At 64.9% G+C, this 19045-nt stretch carries 8 protein-coding genes; 4 read left to right on the top strand and 4 right to left on the bottom strand.

Annotated features, from left to right (window positions below):
* Nucleotides 1-7: 7 nt before the first annotated feature.
* A complete protein-coding gene (locus tag FHY18_RS04970; RefSeq protein WP_259151948.1) occupies nt 8-571 on the bottom strand; it encodes a cytochrome b in 564 nt (187 codons plus the stop codon).
* Complete coding sequence (locus tag FHY18_RS04965) at nt 568-1230, bottom strand: YceI family protein (RefSeq protein WP_259151947.1); 663 nt, start codon at nt 1228-1230, stop codon at nt 568-570. Before FHY18_RS04965 ends, FHY18_RS04970 begins: the two co-directional genes overlap by 4 nt.
* Before the next feature lie 96 nt (nt 1231-1326).
* Between FHY18_RS04965 and FHY18_RS04960 the strand changes: the two genes are divergently transcribed.
* The 4 genes from FHY18_RS04960 to FHY18_RS04945 all read left to right on the top strand — a co-directional run bounded on the left by FHY18_RS04960 (nt 1327) and on the right by FHY18_RS04945 (nt 16062).
* Nucleotides 1327-4890 carry a hybrid sensor histidine kinase/response regulator gene (locus FHY18_RS04960; RefSeq protein ID WP_259151945.1) on the top strand — a complete coding sequence of 1188 codons (3564 nt, stop codon included), beginning with the start codon at nt 1327-1329 and terminating at the stop codon, nt 4888-4890.
* Nucleotides 4891-4972: 82 nt separating this feature from the next.
* Nucleotides 4973-8536, top strand: a complete 3564-nt coding sequence (locus FHY18_RS04955) for an ATP-binding protein (protein WP_259151944.1) — start codon at nt 4973-4975, stop codon at nt 8534-8536.
* Between the two features lie 65 nt (nt 8537-8601).
* The gene (locus FHY18_RS04950) at nt 8602-12165 is read left to right on the top strand and encodes a two-component regulator propeller domain-containing protein (protein ID WP_259151943.1); all 3564 of its coding nucleotides are present in this window, start codon (nt 8602-8604) and stop codon (nt 12163-12165) included.
* Between the two features lie 348 nt (nt 12166-12513).
* On the top strand, nt 12514-16062 hold the full coding sequence (locus tag FHY18_RS04945) for a two-component regulator propeller domain-containing protein (protein ID WP_259152503.1): 3549 nt from the start codon (nt 12514-12516) through the stop codon (nt 16060-16062).
* Between the two features lie 67 nt (nt 16063-16129).
* Here the strand turns inward: FHY18_RS04945 and mdtD are convergent, their stop codons facing one another.
* Together mdtD and hemE are read right to left on the bottom strand one after the other, a co-directional pair.
* Nucleotides 16130-17551, bottom strand: a complete 1422-nt coding sequence (mdtD, locus tag FHY18_RS04940) for a multidrug transporter subunit MdtD (RefSeq protein ID WP_259151942.1) — start codon at nt 17549-17551, stop codon at nt 16130-16132.
* A gap of 428 nt (nt 17552-17979) precedes the next feature.
* Nucleotides 17980-19044, bottom strand: a complete 1065-nt coding sequence (gene hemE / locus FHY18_RS04935; RefSeq protein ID WP_259151940.1) for a uroporphyrinogen decarboxylase — start codon at nt 19042-19044, stop codon at nt 17980-17982.
* Nucleotide 19045 lies beyond the last annotated feature (1 nt).

Genomic DNA, 19045 nt, shown 5'->3' with positions numbered 1-19045 from the left:
GGAATCCTTAGGGTTTGGAGGACAGCCAACCGCGCGGCAACATCCGCGCCAATGTGGCATCACGCTGGAAAATGTGGTGATACAGCGCCGCGCCGGCATGTGCCAGCACCACGGCGATCAACAACCAGAAGCCCCACTCGTGGATGGCGTGGGAGGTGGCACGTAGCTGCTCGTCCGGGCCACTGAGCTTGGGCACTGCGAACAGGCCGAACCAGCGGAACGGGCGCAGGCCGCTGCTGGAGTCGTACAACCAGCCCGACAGCGGCATGGCGAAGATCATGGCGTACAGCAGCCAGTGGGTCAGCCCGGCAATGCGCTCCTGCCAGCGCGGCGTGCCGGCCACCGGTGGCGGCGCGCCGGCGTACAGGCGCCAACCCAGCCGCGCGATCACCAGCGCCAGCACGGTCAGCCCCACCGATTTGTGCGCGGTGTAGACCCAGAAGTATTTCGGTGTCTTGGGCAGTTCGCCCATGGTCAGGCCAACGATGCCCAGCACCAGAATCAGCAAGGCGATCAGCCAATGCAGGGCCTGGCTGACACCGCCCCAGCGCTCGATGTTTTTCAGGGTCATGTTCGCGATTCCGGGCTGGCAGCTGCGTCAGGGGTAGTGGGTTCGGCTTGCGGCGGCGCTGTGTCGTCGTCGGTACGGCCTTCGCGCACGGCTTCGGCTTCGATGCGCAGTTCCACGGTGTCGCCGATCATCGATTTCCATGCATCGATCCCGAACTCCGCCCGGCTCAGCGTGGCGGTGGCCGAGAACCCGGCAGTGCGACGAAACGGCGGCAGCGGGTGGCGCTTTAGCGCGTTCAGGGTGACGTCCAGGGTCACCGGGCGGGTGACGCCGTGCAGGGTCAGGTTGCCGGTGACCTTGGCGTGGTTCTCGCCGCTGGCCTCCACGCGCGTGGAGACGAAATGCGCGTCGGGAAAACGCTCGGCGTCGAGTAGGTTGCGTGCCAGGGTGGCCTGGTTCCACTTGGCATCGCCCAGGTCGGCGCGGTGCAGCGGCACCGTCACGTCCAGTCGTGCGGACGCCCAGTCGTCCGGGTCGAACACCAGCGTGCCGCTACTGCCCGACACGGTGCCCAGGGCCTTGGAAAAGCCGGCATGTTCGATCGCGAACAGCACGCGGGTGTGCACCGGATCCAGCGCATAGCGCACCGGTGCGGCGGAGGCGGCCAGGCTGGTCAGTGCCAGGGCGGGAAGCAGCAGCAGGCGGGCGAAGGGCGTCATGGGCGGATTCTAGACACATCCCGGTGCCGCGCGCGCGGCTTGCGCTTGCAACGATCCATTGCGAGCATGCCGGCTGGACGTGGAAAGGATTCCCGCATGCGTGGTCTGTTACTGGGGTTGCTGGTTGCGCTGATGGCAGTGCCGGCCCTGGCCGAGGTGCCCGCCATCCCGCGCTTTCGCATCGTGGGCGCGGCCGAAGGGCTGCCCTCGACCATGATTACCGCAATCGCACAGGATCGTGCGGGCTATCTGTGGATGACCACCACCGATGGCCTGGTTCGGTATGACGGTGCCGAGTTCAAGGTATGGCGTAACGACCCGACCGATCGCTACTCGCTGCGCAGCAATGCCTTGCAGGCGATGTATATCGACGACCAGGATCGCATCTGGCTGGCAGTGGCGGGCGCCGGGCTGGCGATGCTGAGCGCCGATCGCAGCAAATTCACCGCATATCTGCCCGACGACGTTCCCGCGCTGGGGTCGGGAGATATCTATGCCATTGCCGGCCGGGGCGATGAGATCTGGCTCGGCATGTCGACCGGCAATGTCTTGCGCCTGGACGCCAAGGGGAATTTCAGCTCACTGGATCTGTCCAGGATGGAAGATCCGCTAGACCCCAATCCGGTCTACGCCCTGGCCCTGGACGACCGGGAGCGCATGTGGATCGGGACGCTCGGCGGTTTGGCGTACTACGACGGGCTGGCCCTGCATCGCGTGCGACCGGATGGCGACGCCAGCGGTATCAATGCGCTGCAGTGGGTAGGGCAACGGCTATGGACCTCCTCGGATACCGGGTTGCGCTACATGGATTCCTCCGGGGGGTGGCATACACCCGCGTGGGCCTCGATGTTTGCGACAGGAAATCGGGTCTGGACGGTGGCCGACGCCGGAGATGGCGAATTCTGGCTCGGCACCGAGCAGGGGCTATGGCACACCCGTGCCGGTCATCCACCGGCGCCGGTCAACAACGGTGACCAACCATTGGTTTCCAATCGGCATGTCACCACGATCTGGCGAAGTCCGCACGGAGGGATCTGGGTGCCCCTGCATGGCCGTGGGCTCGCCTACCTGCGCGAAGACTGGCGTCGGACCGCAGCCTTCAAGCAGGTGAACGATCAGGGCAAAGGCATCTCCTGCAGTCTTGCGCCGGCCAATCGCTCTGGTGGCCTGTGGCAGTTCGATGGCAGTGGCAGGTTGTTGCGCTACGACACCTCGTCAGGCGCCTTGGTGCAGACCGGAGTCCAGCATCCGGATCTGCGCGAGATGGAAGTCACCTCTGCGCTGGAAGACCGTCGCGGGCAGCTCTGGCTCGGTAACAATCAGCATGCACTGTCGCGCCTGGATCTGGCGACCGGTGAGCTGACGCATTTCATCGGGGATGGACCCGCCGAGGCGGCGCTCTGGATCGGGGAGCCTGGCGATGGCACCGTGTGGGCAGCGTTCGAGCAAGTGATCCAGCGACGCGACCTCGTCAGTGGGCGCGTTCTGGAGACGATCTCCTCGAACGATCTGCATGGCCTGAAGGAATTGCCGTACTACCAGATCAACATGGGGCCGGATGGGCGCGTGTGGATCAGCGCTACCGGTGGCGTGTATGCCTGGCATGCCGAAACGCATCGATTCATGCTGGTGCCGGGGCTGGATGTCGACTTCATCCAGCGCTTTGTGGTCAAGGATCGCAATCGCATCTGGCTTTACCGCCCCGGTAGCATCGAGCACTGGGCGCAACGTAATGGCGTCTGGAAACGGGTAAGCCGCATTCGCGCTGCCGAAGGATTTCCCGCCATGGATGCCTACGGCTTCGAGCTGGACGCGCTTGGTCGTGTGTGGATGTCCGGCGCACGTGGCCTGTGGCGCATCGACCCGCGGACAACGCCTGCCAAGATCCGCAGTTTCAGTGCGCGCGACGGGTTGACCAGCCAGGAGTTCAGTCGCAGCTGTCTGCTGATGTCCAACAACGGTGTGCTGGTGGGCGGGACCGCCGATGGATTCACCTTGATGATCGACACCAATGCGCCGGATGTTCCCTCGTTTACCCCGCAGATGCGGTTGGAAGCGGTGAGCGTCCAGCAGGGCGACCGACGTCGCGCATTGCCGATCGGCGGTGGCTTTGCGCTGGTGCCGAGCGATCGCCAGTTGCGCGTCAATATGCGCCTGCTGTCTTTCATCGACCCGATGGCCAACCGCTACCGCACGCGATTGAAAGGCTTCGACACCGATTGGGTGGAGCATGGCGCTGCGGGCATGCGCGAATTCTCCTCGTTGCCGCCGGACGATTATGTGCTTGAAATGCAGGGTGTCGATCCGCTCGGCAATGCATCGCAGGTGCAATCGTTGCGGTTTTCGGTGCTGCCACCCTGGTGGCGTAGCGACCTCGGTATTGCGTTGACCTGCATGCTCGGTCTGCTGCTGAGTGCACTGCTCGCCGCGGCCTACCGCCATCGCGTGCGCATGCGGGCGCAGTGGCAGCTGGCCCAGCACAAGCGCGAGCTCGCCGAGCAGGCGTCGTTGGCCAAGACGCGCTTTCTGGCGACCTTGGGGCACGAGGTGCGCACGCCGATGACCGGTGTGCTGGGGATGAGCGAGTTGCTGCTGCAGACACCGCTGGATGCGCGCCAGCAAGGCTATGCCGGCGCGATCCAGTCGGCCGGCAAGCACTTGCTGCGCTTGGTCAACGATGCGCTGGATCTGGCGCGGATCGAAGCCGGCAAGCTGCCGCTGGACAATCGCGATTTCGATCTGCGCCTGCTGATCGGGCAGGCGGTCGAACTGGTCCGTCCCAGTGCCGAGCAGAAGCAGCTGGCCTTCGAATGCGAACTGGACGACGCGCTACCGCCGGCACTGTATGGCGATGCCAGCCGGGTGCAGCAGATTTTGCTCAATCTGCTGTTCAATGCGGTCAAGTTCACCGAACGCGGCAGCGTGCAATTGCGCGTGTCGGCGTTGCCGCAGAGCCCCGCACAAGGCATTCGGTTGGAGGTGCGCGACACCGGTCCCGGCATGAGCGCCGAGCAACGTGGGCGCCTGTTCCAGCGCTTCGAACAGGCCGAAGGCGCACTGACCCTGGCCCGGCATGGCGGCAGTGGGCTGGGCCTGGCGATCTGCCGCGAGCTTGCTGCGGCGATGGGCGGGGTGGTGAGGGTCGACAGCGAATTGGGGCAGGGCGCGTGCTTCGTGGTGGAGTTGCCGTTGCGTTGGGTTGCGACGTTGCCTGCGGCGGTAGCCACTCCGGCACCTGCGGCCGCTGCCCGGGATCAGGCGCCGCTGCAGTTGCTGCTGATCGAAGACGACCCGACCGTGGCGCAGGTGATCGTGGGCTTGCTGCAGACACGCGGGCACCAGGTCACCCATGTCCTGCACGGGTTGGCCGCCCTGGCCGAGGTGAGCACACGCAGCTTCGACGCGGGCTTGTGCGATCTGGATCTGCCCGGCCTCGACGGTGCTGCACTGGTGGCGCAATTGCGCGCACGCGGGGTGCACTTCCCGATCGTGGCGGTCACTGCACGGGCCGACGCCGATGCCGAGCCGCAGGCGATGGCGGCTGGCTGCAATGGTTTCCTGCGCAAGCCGGTCACCGGCGAGCTGCTGGCCAACGCCCTGGCACGGGTGCTATCCGACGCTGCGGACTTGCGGAACAGGGGCGAGGGCGCTGTCGACTAGGGGCAAGTGTGCGGGAGCAGGTACAGTGCAGTCCGGCCGGGGAGTGCGCGCGACCGCGCAGGTGGCTGGGACAAGGACGACGATGAAACAGGTAGGGCTGTTCGTGCTTGCCGTCATGGCGCTGTTGATCGGCGTGGAGGCAGCGGCGGTAAACCAGATCGAGACGCCGCGGATGCGTCGGTTCGCCCCGGCCGAAGGCCTGCCTTCGCGCATGGTGCTGGCACTGGCGCAGGATCGGCAGGGCTATGTCTGGGCGGCGACCAGCGACGGCCTGGCGCGCTACGACGGTATCGGCCTGCAGGTGTGGCAGCACGACCCGCACAACGCGCGCTCGATTCCCGGCAACGAGGTGGAAACGCTGCTGGTCGACGATCGCGACCGGGTGTGGCTGGGCGTCAACGACTCGCCACTGAGCATGCTCGACGCAGACCGTGCGGCATTCACCAGCTTTCCGGACGTTGCGCACGCCTGCGTCGGGCAGGTCTGGGCGCTGGCGCAGGCGCAGGGTGCGCTATGGATCGGAAGCAGCGGCGGTGGCCTGTGTCGCCGCGAGGAAAATGGCCGTATCACCGTCTTCCGTGCCACGCCCGATGCAGCGGACGGACTGCCCAGCGACACCATCATGAGCATGCTTACCGATGCACGCGGCCGGTTGTGGATCGGGACCGCAGGTGGGCTGGTGATGCGCGACGGTGATCGCTTCGTGCGCATCGCGCCGGACAGACTGGGCGCGATGGTGTTGAAGCTCAGCAAGGATCCCGATGGCACGCTGTGGGTGGGAAGCGGAAAGGGCCTGTATCGGGTGACACCGGCCGGGGTGCTCGAGCCCGCACCCTGGAAAGGAGCCTCCGGCGTGCGTGCCGGTACCGTGGTGCACGACGTGCATGGCGGTTACTGGGTGGGTGCAGCCGATGGGTTTTTCCGCGTTGCGCCGGGCGAGACCAAACTGCGCGTCATGGAGGGCGATCGTGGCAGCGGCTTTCTGACCGCCCATAGCGGCGTGCTCGATGTCATGCAGGACGGTCAGGGCGGTTTGTGGCTGGGGCTGATTTCGCAGGGCCTGGCCTATCTGCCGCCGGATTGGCGGCGCTTCTCCACGATCCTGCAGGCGCAGGGCAAGCCGCTGGAAAGTCTGTACCTGATGAACGCATCCGCCGACGGCGACAGCTTCCTGGTGACGACCGGCGAAGGGGTGTATCGCGTCGGCGATCAGGGCGAGGTCGTTCCCGTGCTGCACAGCGATGTGCTGGGGGGCCGCAGCGTGCAGTCGGTGCTGCCGGCCGGCGATGGCAGCCTGTGGGTGGCTCTGAGTGACGGCGTGCTGCGTTATCAACCCAGGACCGGCGAAAAACACGCGTTGGCGATGCAGTTCGGCACCTCCGACATCCATCGCGTGGAACTGATGACGCCGGGCATCGATGGCGAGTTCTGGCTGTCGATCGTCGAAGGCGGCGTGCAGCGGCGTGCGGCAGATGGTCGCCTGCTGGCCACATTCCGCTTCGGTACCGACCTCAGCGAGGTGGGCGGCATGGTGCAGCAACTGCTGGTTCGGCCGGATGGCTCGGCATGGGTGGCCGCCGGCGACGGGCTGTGGGTGTGGCAGGGCGAGCGCTTTCGCAGGGTGATCGGCGGCGCCGACGCGGTACATGAAGTCTATGCGTTGGCGTTCGTAACGCCGCACGAATTCTGGGCCGGGCGGCACGGCGCGATCGAGCGCTACCGCTGGGATGGCAGCCACGCGCGGCTGCTGGAGCGGGTGGGGCATGCACAGGGCTTGCCCTCCACCGAGATCCGTGGGCTGGCGCTGGGCGGCACGGACACCGTGTGGGCGACCACGTCGCGTGGCCTGTACGCCTACCGGCGCGGTCAGCGGCAGGTGCGCATGTTCGGGCAGCGCGACGGCCTGCCGGACAGCGAATTCTCGATGCGTCCCCCGGTCACCGGCCCGAGCGGGCAGGTGCTGGCGTTGACCACCAGCGGCATCGTGTTGTTCGATCCCGCGCAGGCCTTTGCGCCGGCACCGGTGGCGCGGCTGGTGATCGAATCGGTGCAGGTCCGCCGCAACGATGCCGAGCACCCGCAGCCGCTGCCGCACAAGGGCACGATCGTGCTGCAGGCGCGCGATCGCGATCTGCGCATCAGCGCGCGGTTGTTGTCGTTCGTGGATCCTGCCTCGGCGCGCTATCGCTACCGTGTGGAGGGCTACGACGCGGGGTGGGTGGAGCAGGGCGCCACCGGCGAACGCGTGATGTCGCGGCTGCCGCCAGGCGACTATCGCATCGACGTGCAGGCGCGTACCGGCGACGGCGACTGGATCGCCGCACCGTCCCTGCACCTGCAGGTGCGTCCGCCGTGGTGGCTGAGTACGCCGGCGCAATTGGTCGCGGTGCTGTTGGGCGTGCTGCTGCTTTGTCTGGGCGTATGGGGATGGCGGCGACGCGTGCGCCGACAGCAGGAGTGGGTGCTGGCGCAGCAGCGCCAGCAACTTGCCGAGCAGGCCTCGATTGCCAAGTCGCACTTCCTGGCGACGCTGGGGCATGAGGTGCGCACGCCAATGACCGGTGTGCTGGGCATGAGCGAGCTGCTGCTGGCCACGCCGCTGGATGCCAAACAGCGCAGCCACGTCGATGCGATCCGCAAGGCCGGCGCGCATCTGCTGCGGCTGGTCAACGATGCGCTGGATCTGGCACGGATCGAAGCGGGAAAGCTGGAATTGGTGCCGCAGCCCTTCGATCCATCGCAGCTGACTCAGGAACTGGCCGATTTCATGCGGCCCATCGTCGAGGCGCGTGGGCTGCGGTTTCATTACCGCAATCAGCTGCCCGCCACCCTGTCAGTGTTGGGCGACGCCACGCGGGTGCGGCAGATCCTGATCAACCTGCTCGGCAATGCGATCAAGTTCGTCGAGCGCGGTGAAGTGGGGCTCACCGTCAGTCGGCATGGCGACTGCCTGCGTTTCAAGGTCCGCGATTCCGGTCCAGGGATCGGGCCCGAGCAACAGAAGCGTCTGTTCCAGCGCTTTGAACAGGGCGAGGGTGCGCGCACCAGCTCGCGCTATGGCGGCAGCGGGTTGGGGCTGGCGATCTGCCAGGAACTCACGGTGGCGATGAAGGGCCAGATCCGTGTCCGCAGCCGATTGGGTGTCGGCACCCAGTTCACCGTGGATCTGCCGTTGCCGATCGACCGATCGGCCCCGCGCAGTGCTGCCGGCGAAACACGCACCCCGGCCGGCGCGCCGCTGCGCATCCTGCTGGTGGAAGACGACCCGACCGTGGCCGAGGTGATCAGCGGGCTATTGATCGGGCGCGGCCATCGCGTGGTGCATGCCGCACACGGTCTGGCGGCGTTGTCCGAAGCGGTCGATGGCGGCTTCGATATCGCGCTGCTGGACCTGGATCTGCCGGGCCTGGACGGCTTTGCACTTGCCTTGCAGCTGCGCCGGCTGGGTCACGGCTTCCCGTTGCTGGCGGTCACCGCACGCGCCGATGGCGATGCCGAACGCCTGGCGCGCAGTGCCGGCTTCGACGGATTCCTGCGCAAGCCGGTCACCGCCGATTTGCTGCTGGAAGCGATCGCGGCTGCGCGCGACGTGGCGAGTGCGTGCGCGGCACTCGCCGATGGCGCTGCATCGGGCGTCTCCGAGTGAGGCAATGCCTACTTGCTCATGCTCGATGTGGCCCGCACTATGCTGCGACCTGCGGTGAAATTTTTATGCCACGTCTGCGTTTTTGTTCCAATTTCAGTCGCACCCTTGCTGCACTGTGGTTGGTCCTGTTGATCACAGCGGTGCCCGTGCTTGCCTCTGCGGCAGTGCCGACGACTCCTGTGCCGATCCAGCTCACCGTGGCCGACGGACTTCCTTCCAACACGGTCAATGACTTTGCCGAGGATAGAAACGGCTACCTGTGGCTGGCAACGGCCGATGGTCTGGCCAGGTTCGATGGGCGGAGTTACCGCATCTGGCGGATGGAAGACGGGCTGACAGACAATTTTGTCTGGGCCCTAGGAGTCGATGCAGACGACGGGGTGTGGGTCGGTTTGGATAATGGTGGCGTGGGTGTTCTGGACGCAAAACGACGCCTATTCAAACCGTTGGAGAGCGCACAGTTTCCTGAGCTCAGACGCAGCACCGTGTGGGCGATCGCGCAGACGCCCGACGGCGATCTATGGTTTGGAACTTCAAGAAACGGCCTGTATCGGCGGCGCTCGGACGGCAGTATGCAGCGCTTTACGTTTGTGGCAGACGATGCGAAGAGCTTGCCGGGAAACAACATCGCCGCCTTGCGTGTCACGCCTGACGGGTCGTTATGGATTGGAGGCAACTCAGGCGTGGCGCGCTGGACAGGTAAAAACTTTGAGCGTGTAAAGCTGCCTGGAAACATGCAATATTCTAACGGGATGCGACTGGATTCGCGTGGAACTCTTTGGGTCACTGACGGAAATTACCAGCTATATCGGCTGAATTCAAAAAGGCAATTTGTAACGCAGCCTTGGTATGAAAATAAAAAAGAGCAACGTGTTATAGGTGTGTTACTGCGTGATCGGGCCGGGCGCTATTGGCTGGATACGATGGCCGGTCTAGGGATATCGAATGGTAAGGATGTCGTTAACGTACCGATCTACAGCCTTTCTGCCCATGGGCTGATAAAGCCGAGTTGGTCCAGCGCCTACGAGGATCGTGAGGGTGGCATATGGTTTGCCAGCCTTAATGGTGGTCTTTGGCATTTGCCTCCTAATTGGAATACTTTCGCGGTACTGTCTTATCACACCGACGATCGTCAATCGATTTCCAATCCGTTCGTAAAGGCTTCGGCAGTTTCCGCATCTGGCGGAGTGTGGATTGCCGGGACGCGTGGCGTTCTTGAGCGTTTAGATCCAAATAGCGGGGTGGTGGAACGTCATTTGCAACCAATCTATGAATTGCGCTGGCCAACGTCCCTGGTCGAAAGTCGAAGCGGCTACGTTTGGATAGGTCTTCCTGAATCGCTGGTCCGCTATGATCCGCGCACCAAACAACGGAAGCGCTGGCCGCTTTCTACCGGGTCGGCATCGATGAATTACGGCAATCCGGAACGCCTGGCGCTGGATGCGCAGGGTCGGTTGTGGATTTATCTGACCAATGCCGGACTGCAGATTCGCGACGGCGAGGGACGGCTCATTCGGGAGATAGCGCACGGAAGTCATGGCCTTGAGACCGCTAACGTCTATGACCTCAGGCTCGGTCCCGATGGGCAAATGTGGCTTGCCAATACGACTGGTTTAAGGCGCTGGGATCCGAAAGCCGATACTTTCGTCATGGTGCGAGGTGCACCTGCTTCAACGAATTATGTGTTCCGTTTCACCGACTCGGGCGTTGTCTGGATCGGGTTGATGGGTGAGTTGCGGCGCTACCTCTGGGATGGCACGCAACTCAAACATCTGGACACGATCGACAGGGCACAAGAGTTTCCCATGGTGGCGCCTAATGGACTTGTGGTGGACGGTGCCGGCGTGGCCTGGGTATCGAGCGCGCGAGGTCTGATCAGAGTGGACCCCGCCAGCAAAATGGTGCGGGTCTACGGGGTTCATGACGGACTTCCCAATCAGCAGTTTCAGGAAAACACACTCGTACGCGCAACTGGCGGGCAGATTCTGGGCGGAACACCTGATGGTGTCGTGCTGTTCGATCCAACCCAGATGCGTCCGAATACACGCCAGCCGCCGCTGCTGATCGAGCGCGTAGGTCTGCGCCGTGGCGAGCGCGGACTGGATGTCACCGGTGTGGAGCCGCTACAACTGCAGGACGGCGATCGCGATCTGCATATCGTCGCGCGCATGCCGACCTTCACGCATTCGGAGTCAACCAGCTACCGCTTTCGTTTAAGCGGTTACGACCCGGACTGGATCGACGTCGGGCCCGGTGGCGAGCGCCTGTTTTCGCGCCTGCCTTCCGGGCATTACACGCTGGAAGTGCAGGGGAGGACGGCAGACGGCATCTGGTCGACGAGCCAGACCTTACGTTTTCAAGTATTGCCGCCATGGTGGCTGTCGCCGTGGGGCTTGGGCTTGCTGGCCCTGTTGAGCGTGTGCGTCGTCGTTGCGGCCATTTTGTTGTACCGCCGCCGTCTACGACGCCTGAATGCCTGGCAGTTGGCGGTGCACAAGCAAGAAGTCGCCGAGCAGGCGTCACTGGCCAAGACGCGTTTTTTGGCAACGCTCGGCCACGAGGTGCGCACGCCGATGACCGGCGTGCTGGGCATGAGCGAGTTGCTGCTCAAGACCTCGCTGGATACCAAGCAGCGCAGCTATACCGATTCCATCCGTCGTGCGGGCGCGCATCTGTTGCGGCTGGTCAACGATGCGCTGGATCTGGCGCGCATCGAATCCGGGCGGCTGGAACTGGATCTGGAGCCATTTTCGGTGCGCCAGCTCGTGGCCGAGGTCGAAGCGCTGATGGCGCCATTGGCTCAGGAGCGCGGCCTGCGGTTCAGCCTGGAAATCGGCCTGTTTGGCGACATCACTGCCAGCGGCGATTCGACCCGCATTCGGCAGATCCTGCTCAATCTGCTCAGCAATGCGATCAAGTTCACCGAGCGCGGCGTGGTTGGCCTGAAGTTGACCACGCTCGGTTCCTATCAGGGCCTGCGGTTTGAGGTGGCCGACACGGGGCCGGGCATCAATGCCGAACAGAAGGCGCGTCTGTTTCAGCGCTTCGAGCAGGGCGATGGCGCAAAGACCAGCTCGCGCTACGGCGGCAGTGGTCTGGGCTTGGCGATCTGCCAGGAACTGGCCCTGGCGATGGGCGGGCACATCGAGGTGATCAGCCGGCTTGGCGCCGGGACGAGGTTCGTGGTGGATCTGCCGCTGCGCTGGGTAGCTTCGAACGCGACGCTCGGCGGCGAAGCGGGGCGTGCCGGTGCTGCGGTCGCGCCGCAGCGCATCCTGCTGGTGGAGGACGACCCGACCATCGCCGAGGTCATCGTCGGCCTGCTGCGCGCGCAGGGGCACTCGGTGGTGCATGCGCCACATGGCCTGGCCGCATTGACCGAAGCTGCCGACAATACGTTCGACCTGGCATTGCTGGATCTGGATCTGCCTGGGCTGGACGGATTCGCATTGGCGCGGCAACTGCGCGTGTTCGGCTACGAGATGCCGCTGATTGCGGTGACTGCGCGTTCGGATGAAGCCGCGGAACCAGGTGCGCAGGAGGCCGGGTTCGACTGCTTCCTGCGCAAGCCGCTGACCGGCGACATGCTGGCCGACACCATCGCCGAGGCGTTGCGCAGCAAGCGCTGACAGGCAGCGCGGATGCCCCTGACTGAGCGAACGCTGATTGGCTGCGATGCAGCGCGTTCGCCAGGGAGGGGGCTGTTTGAACCGTCATTCAAGGCCGTGATGATTTGGCCAGGGCACCAAAGCCCTGTCGGCACACTGTCAGTCTTGCGCTCGCTGGTCGCGACCACTGCGGCACAGGGCGGGTGTTGCAACGACGCTACCGCACGCATCCTGGAGACGGGGTGCATGCGCAGCCGTATGCGCAGATACGGGCTTGCCCGCATTGCGCGTGGCCCGCACTATGCGCCGACTTGTCGTGAAACTGATCCGGTGCGCTCTCTATCCCGCTTGCCCCATTGGCTGCTCGCTGTGCTCTGGGTGTGCCTGTGTCTGGCAGTGCTTCCCGTAAAGGCGCGTACGCCAGCGACCCCGGTACCCATCCAGCTGACGATCGCAGACGGATTGCCGTCCGACACGATCAATGAACTGGCCGAGGACAGACAGGGGTATCTGTGGCTTGCCAGCGATGACGGCTTGGCCAGATTCGATGGCCGCAACTACCGTATCTGGCGAATGGAAGATGGCCTGGCCAGCAACGTGGTCTGGACCGTCTGCGTCGATACCAAGGACCGGGTGTGGATGGGCTTCGAGGATGGCGGCGTTGGCTATCTGGAAGCCAATACGCGCACATTCAAGCGGCTGGAGGATCCGCATTTTCCGGAACTGCGCGACATGATGGTGTGGGCGTTGGCACAGACGCCAGACGGCGAGGTCTGGATCGGCACTGCGAAGCAAGGGGTGTATCGGTATCGGCCCGACGGGCGGATGCAGCACTTTTCCGCCAGGCCAGACGATCCGGATAGTCTGCCGTCCGACAACGTCGTCGGTATCGAAGTTGCGCCTGACGGTTCCTTGTGGATCGGCACCTGGGGCGGACTTGTGCACTGGGATGGCCGACGCATGGAACGCGTGCCGCTCCCGGGGCCATCCCAGGCAGTCAACCGGCTGTACCAGGAGCCCGACGGCAAGGTGCTGTGGGTTGCCGATATTGAGGGCAATACAGTTCAGTTCAACACCGTCGGGCGGTCCACGCCGCGCCCCTGGCACAGCGTCACGGCCACGCCGGAGGTCAAAGGCGTGCTGCTGCGCGATCGACTCGGGCGCTACTGGCTGGATACCAAGACCGGCCTGGGGATGAGCGTCGACGGCGGTGCGATCGAACGAGTGCCGGTCTACAGTTTTTCAGCGCACGGTCTGGTCAACCGGAACTGGATCACTTCCTACCAGGACCGCGAAGGAGGACTGTGGTTTGCCAGCCTCGAGGGCGGGCTGTGGCATCTGCCCCCGCGTTGGGACACCTTCGCGCTGTTCTCGCATCGTGCAGATGACCCGCAGTCCCTCGCCAATCCCTCGGTGGTTGCGACAGCGCCTTCGATCACGGGCGCAATCTGGCTGGTCGGCACGCGAGGTGCTCTTGAGCACTTCGATCCAGCCACCGGCCGAGTGAAGCCATATCTGGTCCCGGTCGATCCGGAACGCGTTCCCGACACCATCATTGAAAGCAGGCAGGGGATTGTCTGGATCGGTGTACAGGGGACGCTGATTCGATACGACCCGCAAACCCGCGAGGTCAGGCGTCGGCCGCTGCTCGAGCACATGGAAGATCCCGCAGCCGACCCCGAAATCGCGGGCAGACCGGGTAGGATGGCCGAAGATGCGCAGGGTCGCATCTGGGTCGCATTGCTGACGTATGGGGTGCAACTGTGGAGCAGCGAGGGCAAGCTGCTCAGGACGATCGACTATGCCAGTCACGGGCTGAAAGCGCTGAGCGTCCTGGACATGCGTGTCGGACCGGATGGACAGATCTGGCTGAGCAACAATGCCGGTCTCTGGCGCTGGGACCCGCAGGCCGATCGGTTCGTTCCGGTACGCGGCGCGCCGTCCCTGCCCACCTATGTGTTTCGGCAGGGCGATGGCGGCATCGTCTGGGTTGGATTGGCGGGAGAATTGCGGCGTTATCTCTGGGACGGCACCCAGCTCACGCATCTGGATACGGTGGGAAAGGATCAGGAGTTTCCAAGGGTGTCGCCGACCGGCCTGGTGGTCGATGCCGGCGGTGTGGCCTGGGTCTCCAGTCACCGTGGGCTGATTCGGGTCGATCCGGGCAGCAAGCTGGTGCGCGTGTACGACGTGCATGATGGACTTCCGAGCTCGCCCCTGCAGGTGGCGACACTGGTGCAGGCCAGCACGGGGCAGATCCTGGGAGGGACATCCGACGGCGTCGTGGTGTTCGACCCGGCCATGATGCGTCCGAATTTACGCCGCCCGCAGTTGTTGATCGAACGCGTCAGCCTGCGACGCGGTGAACGCGAAGTGGATGTCACCAACAAGGCGCCACTGCAGGTGCAGGACGGCGATCGCGACCTGCATATCGTTGCGCGCATGCCCACGTTCACCAATCCCGAGTCCACCAGTTATCGCTTCCGCCTCAGCGGTTACGATCCGGACTGGATTGATGTCGGCGCCACTGGCGAGCGCCTGTTTTCGCGCCTGCCATCGGGACATTACACGTTGGAAGTACAGGGGCGCACCGCAGACGGCATCTGGTCGGCGAGCCAGACCTTGCGTTTTCAGGTGTTGCCGCCATGGTGGCTGTCGCCGTGGGGGCTGGCAGCGCTTGGCCTGCTGTCAGTGTGTCTGCTCGCCACGGCGGTCTTGCTCTATCGCCGTCGTCTGCGCCGCTTCAATGCCTGGCAGCTGGCCGTGCACAAGCAGGAGTTGGCTGAGCAGGCATCGTTGGCCAAGACCCGCTTTTTGGCCACGCTGGGACATGAAGTCCGCACGCCGATGACCGGCGTGATGGGCATGAGCGAGCTGCTGCTCAAGACCCAGCTCGATCACAGGCAACGCAGCTACACCGAATCGATCCGGCGCGCGGGCGCGCATCTGCTGCGATTGGTCAACGACGCGCTGGATCTTGCACGTATCGAGTCCGGGCGCCTCGAGCTAGATCTGCAGCCGTTCTCGGTGCGTCAGTTGGTGGCCGAGGTGGAGGCCCTGATGGCGCCGCTGGCACAGGAACGCGGCCTGCGTTTCAGCCTGGAAGTCGCCCTGCTTGGGGACATCACCGCCAGCGGCGACCCTACCCGCATCCGCCAGATTCTGCTCAATCTGCTCAGCAATGCGATCAAGTTCACCGAGCGCGGCGTGGTCGGTCTGAAGCTGACCACCTTGGGGGCGTATCAGGGCCTGCGTTTCGAAGTCGCCGACACCGGCCCGGGCATCAATGCCGACCAGAAGGCGCGGCTGTTCCAGCGGTTCGAGCAGGGCGATGGCGCCAAGACCACCTCGCGCTACGGTGGCAGCGGCCTGGGTCTTGCGATCTGCCAGGAACTGGCCCTGGCGATGGGCGGGCACATCGAAGTGATCAGCCGTCTCGGCGCCGGGACGCGGTTTGTCGTGGACCTGCCGCTGCGCTGGGTCACCTCCAACGCTGCGCTCAGCGGTGAAGTGACGCGTGCCGGCGCGGCCATCGCGCCGCAGCGCATCCTGCTGGTGGAGGACGACCCGACCATTGCCGAGGTCATCGTCGGCCTGCTGCGCGCGCAGGGGCACTCGGTGGTGCATGCGCCGCACGGTCTGGCCGCATTGACCGAAGCTGCCGACAACACGTTCGACCTGGCGCTGCTGGACCTGGATCTGCCCGGGTTGGACGGGTTCGCGCTGGCGCGGCAATTGCGCGTGTTCGGCTACGAGATGCCGCTGATTGCGGTGACCGCGCGTTCCGATGAAGCCGCCGAGCCCACCGCCAAGGAGGCCGGGTTCGACAGTTTCCTGCGCAAGCCGCTGACCGGCGACATGCTGGCCGACACCCTCGCCGATGCGTTGCGCCGGGGCCGCCCGCGCGAGGACATCTAGCGATGTTCGCCACTGATGGCGCCGCTGCCATGCATGCCGTAGCGCCTGATCGAAGGCATGTCGCCGATTACTCGGCCACCGCTTCCACCTCTTTCGGGTGCGGCCGCGTCTCGGCCAGCTGCCAGAAGATCAGCGTCGACGACAAGGTGATGCCACCCACGCACAGGAAGGTGGCATGCAGTGCCGCCGTAGCGCCATGCGTATCGCCCAGATGGGTGTTGAAGGCGGCCAGCAGGCTGCCGGCCGCCGCCGCGCCAAAACCGGTCGCCAACATCATCACCATCGACAACAGGCTGTTGCCCGGACTGGCCTGATCGCGATCCAGGTCGCGCAGGGTGACGGTATTCATGACGGTAAATTGCAACGAATTGACACCGCCAAAGCAGGCCAGCTGCAGCAGCCGCAACCACAACGGCTGCCCTACATCGATCAGTGCGAAGCTGGCCATCGCCAGCCCGACCAGCACGGTATTGACCATCAAGGTGTTGCGGTAGCCGAAGCGCCCGACCAGCTTCACCGCCGCGCGTTTTGCGGCCATCCCGGCCAGCGCCACCGGCACCATCATCAGCCCGGCGTTCATCGGGCTCATCTCCAGGCCCACCTGCAGCAACAACGGAATCAAAAACGGCATCGACCCGCTACCGACGCGCGCGAACAGGTTGCCCAGGATGCCGATGCGATAACTCGCCACCTTGAACAGCGCCAACGGAAACAGCGCGTTGCCGGTATTGCCCGCATGCAGCCAGTAGCCGGCCAGCGCAGCCAGCCCGCCGATCGCCAACAACATCACAAACGCATGTCGCAGCCCCAGTTCGGAAATGCCATCGAGCGCCAGCGACAACGCCACCATGCCGAAGGCGAGCATCAGATAGCCCACCAGATCGAAGCGCCTGCGTGCATCGCCGTAATGGTCCGGCATGATCTTCAGCGCGGCGATGAAGCCGACGATGCCGATCGGCAGGTTGATCAGGAACACCCAATGCCAGGACGCCACTTCCACCAGCCAGCCGCCCAGTGTCGGGCCGATCAACGGGCCGATCAACGCGGGGATGGCGATAAAGCTCATGGCGCGCAGGAAGTCCTCGCGCGCCACCGTCTTGAGCACCGCCAGCCGACCCACCGGCAACAACATCGCACCGCCAATGCCCTGTACGATGCGCGCGCCGACCAGTTGCGGCAGCTGTTGCGCGGCCGCGCACAGCAACGAGCCCAGCGTGAACACGATGATCGCAGCCAGGAAGGTGCGCCGTGTCCCGACGCGATCGGCGATCCAGCCCGATGCCGGGATGAACATCGCCACCGCCAGCGCGTAGCTGAAGACCACCGACTGCATCTGCAGCGGGCTTTCGTGCAGGCTGTGCGCCATCGACGGCAATGCCGTGTTGACGATGGTCGCATCCAGCATCTGCATGAAGATCGCCAGCGACACCAGCCACAGCAGCGGCTTGATGGTGGCGTAGGCGCGCAGGACGGGGGCGGGCTGAGACATGGTGAGCGCCGTCGAAGGGACGGCGCATTATCCCCGCGCTGGTGTGCACGAACTCAGAAAAACTTGCGCGTGTGCTTCGGCCGCTGAGCGCGCCTGCTGCGTGCCAGTCCTGAGTGGGAGCGCGATGTCGTATCCGGGGGCCGAGACCGTGCTTCAAGCCCCGCTCCTGCGGGAGAGGGGGCGAGGCGAAGCCACGCAGTCAACAACTCGCGACGCGGGTGCTTGCACGCGTACCTGCGTCGGATACGTCGCGAGAATGTCCTCGTAAGCGCTTGCGCGGCATCCATGCCGCAGAAAGTCCAACGCCGGCCTGCGTGCAGGCGCCGCCGATCATTGCCGGTGGCTGAAAGAAAAGCTGCGGCTGCTTGAATGATCGGTCTGAGCGAGCCACCGACAGCGCTGACCGCGCGCTGTCGGTCGTGCCTGGATCAGCGCTTGCTCAGGCTCTGCACCGCTTCCACCAGCACGCCGACATGCTCCGGGTTCATGTCCGGCGACATGCCGTGGCCGAGGTTGAAGACATGGCCTTCGCGCGAGCCGCCGTTGCCCTGGGCGTAGCTGTCCAGGGTCTTGCCGACTTCGGCGCGGATCGCTTCGGGCGAGCCGTATAGCGTGGCTGGGTCCAGGTTGCCCTGCAGGGCGACGCGGCCGCCGGCGCGCTGGGCGGCGTCGGCCAGCGCGATGGTCCAGTCCACGCCCACCGCTTCGGCGCCGCTGGCGGCCAGCTCGCTCACGTAGGCGCCGTTGCCCTTGCCGAACAGCACCAGCGGGGTGCGCTGCGCACCGTCGCCGCGTTCGAGTTCGCGCGCGATGCGGGTGAGGTAGGGCAACGAAAATTCGCGGTACATCGCCGGCGACAACACGCCACCCCAGGTGTCGAACACCTGCAGCGCCTGCGCACCGGCGGCGCGTTGCGCCGACAGGTAGGCAATCACCGCGTCGGTCACTGTGCCGAGCAGGTGGTGCAGCACCTCCGGGGCGTTGAAGGCCATCGCCTTGATGCGCGCGTATTCCTTGCTGCCGCCGCCTTCGATCATGTAGCAGGCCAGCGTCCACGGGCTGCCGGAGAAGCCGATCAGCGGCACCGCGCCATCCAGCTCGCGGCGGATCAGGCGCACCGCATCCATCACGTAGCGCAGCTCGGTTTCCATGTCCGGCACGCCCAGGCGATGGATGGAGGCGGCATCGCGCACCGGGTGACGGAACTTGGGGCCTTCGCCTTCGACGAAATACAGCTCCAGGCCCATCGCATCGGGGATGGTCAGGATGTCGGAGAACAGGATCGCCGCATCCAGCGGAAACCGCTGCAGCGGCTGCAAGGTCACTTCGCAGGCGATGTCCGGGTTCTTGGCCATGCCCAGGAAGCTGCCGGCGCGCGCGCGGGTGGCGCGGTATTCCGGCAGGTAGCGGCCGGCCTGGCGCATCAGCCACACGGGGGTGCGGTCCACGGGCTGACGGTTGAGGGCGCGCAGCAGGCGATCGTTCTTGAGCATG

The sequence above is a fragment of the Xanthomonas sp. 3793 genome (assembly GCF_024806835.1).
Lineage (GTDB): Bacteria > Pseudomonadota > Gammaproteobacteria > Xanthomonadales > Xanthomonadaceae > Xanthomonas > Xanthomonas arboricola_F.
This window is presented reverse-complemented; position numbering and strand designations above follow the sequence as displayed.

Coding starts and splice junctions, on each gene's coding strand:
- hemE (WP_259151940.1), bottom strand. CDS start 19,044: ATGCTCAAGAACGATCGCCTGCTGCGCGCCCTCAACCGTCAGCCCGTG.
- FHY18_RS04965 (WP_259151947.1), bottom strand. CDS start 1,230: ATGACGCCCTTCGCCCGCCTGCTGCTGCTTCCCGCCCTGGCACTGACC.
- FHY18_RS04970 (WP_259151948.1), bottom strand. CDS start 571: ATGACCCTGAAAAACATCGAGCGCTGGGGCGGTGTCAGCCAGGCCCTG.
- FHY18_RS04955 (WP_259151944.1), top strand. CDS start 4,973: ATGAAACAGGTAGGGCTGTTCGTGCTTGCCGTCATGGCGCTGTTGATC.
- mdtD (WP_259151942.1), bottom strand. CDS start 17,551: ATGTCTCAGCCCGCCCCCGTCCTGCGCGCCTACGCCACCATCAAGCCG.
- FHY18_RS04960 (WP_259151945.1), top strand. CDS start 1,327: ATGCGTGGTCTGTTACTGGGGTTGCTGGTTGCGCTGATGGCAGTGCCG.
- FHY18_RS04950 (WP_259151943.1), top strand. CDS start 8,602: ATGCCACGTCTGCGTTTTTGTTCCAATTTCAGTCGCACCCTTGCTGCA.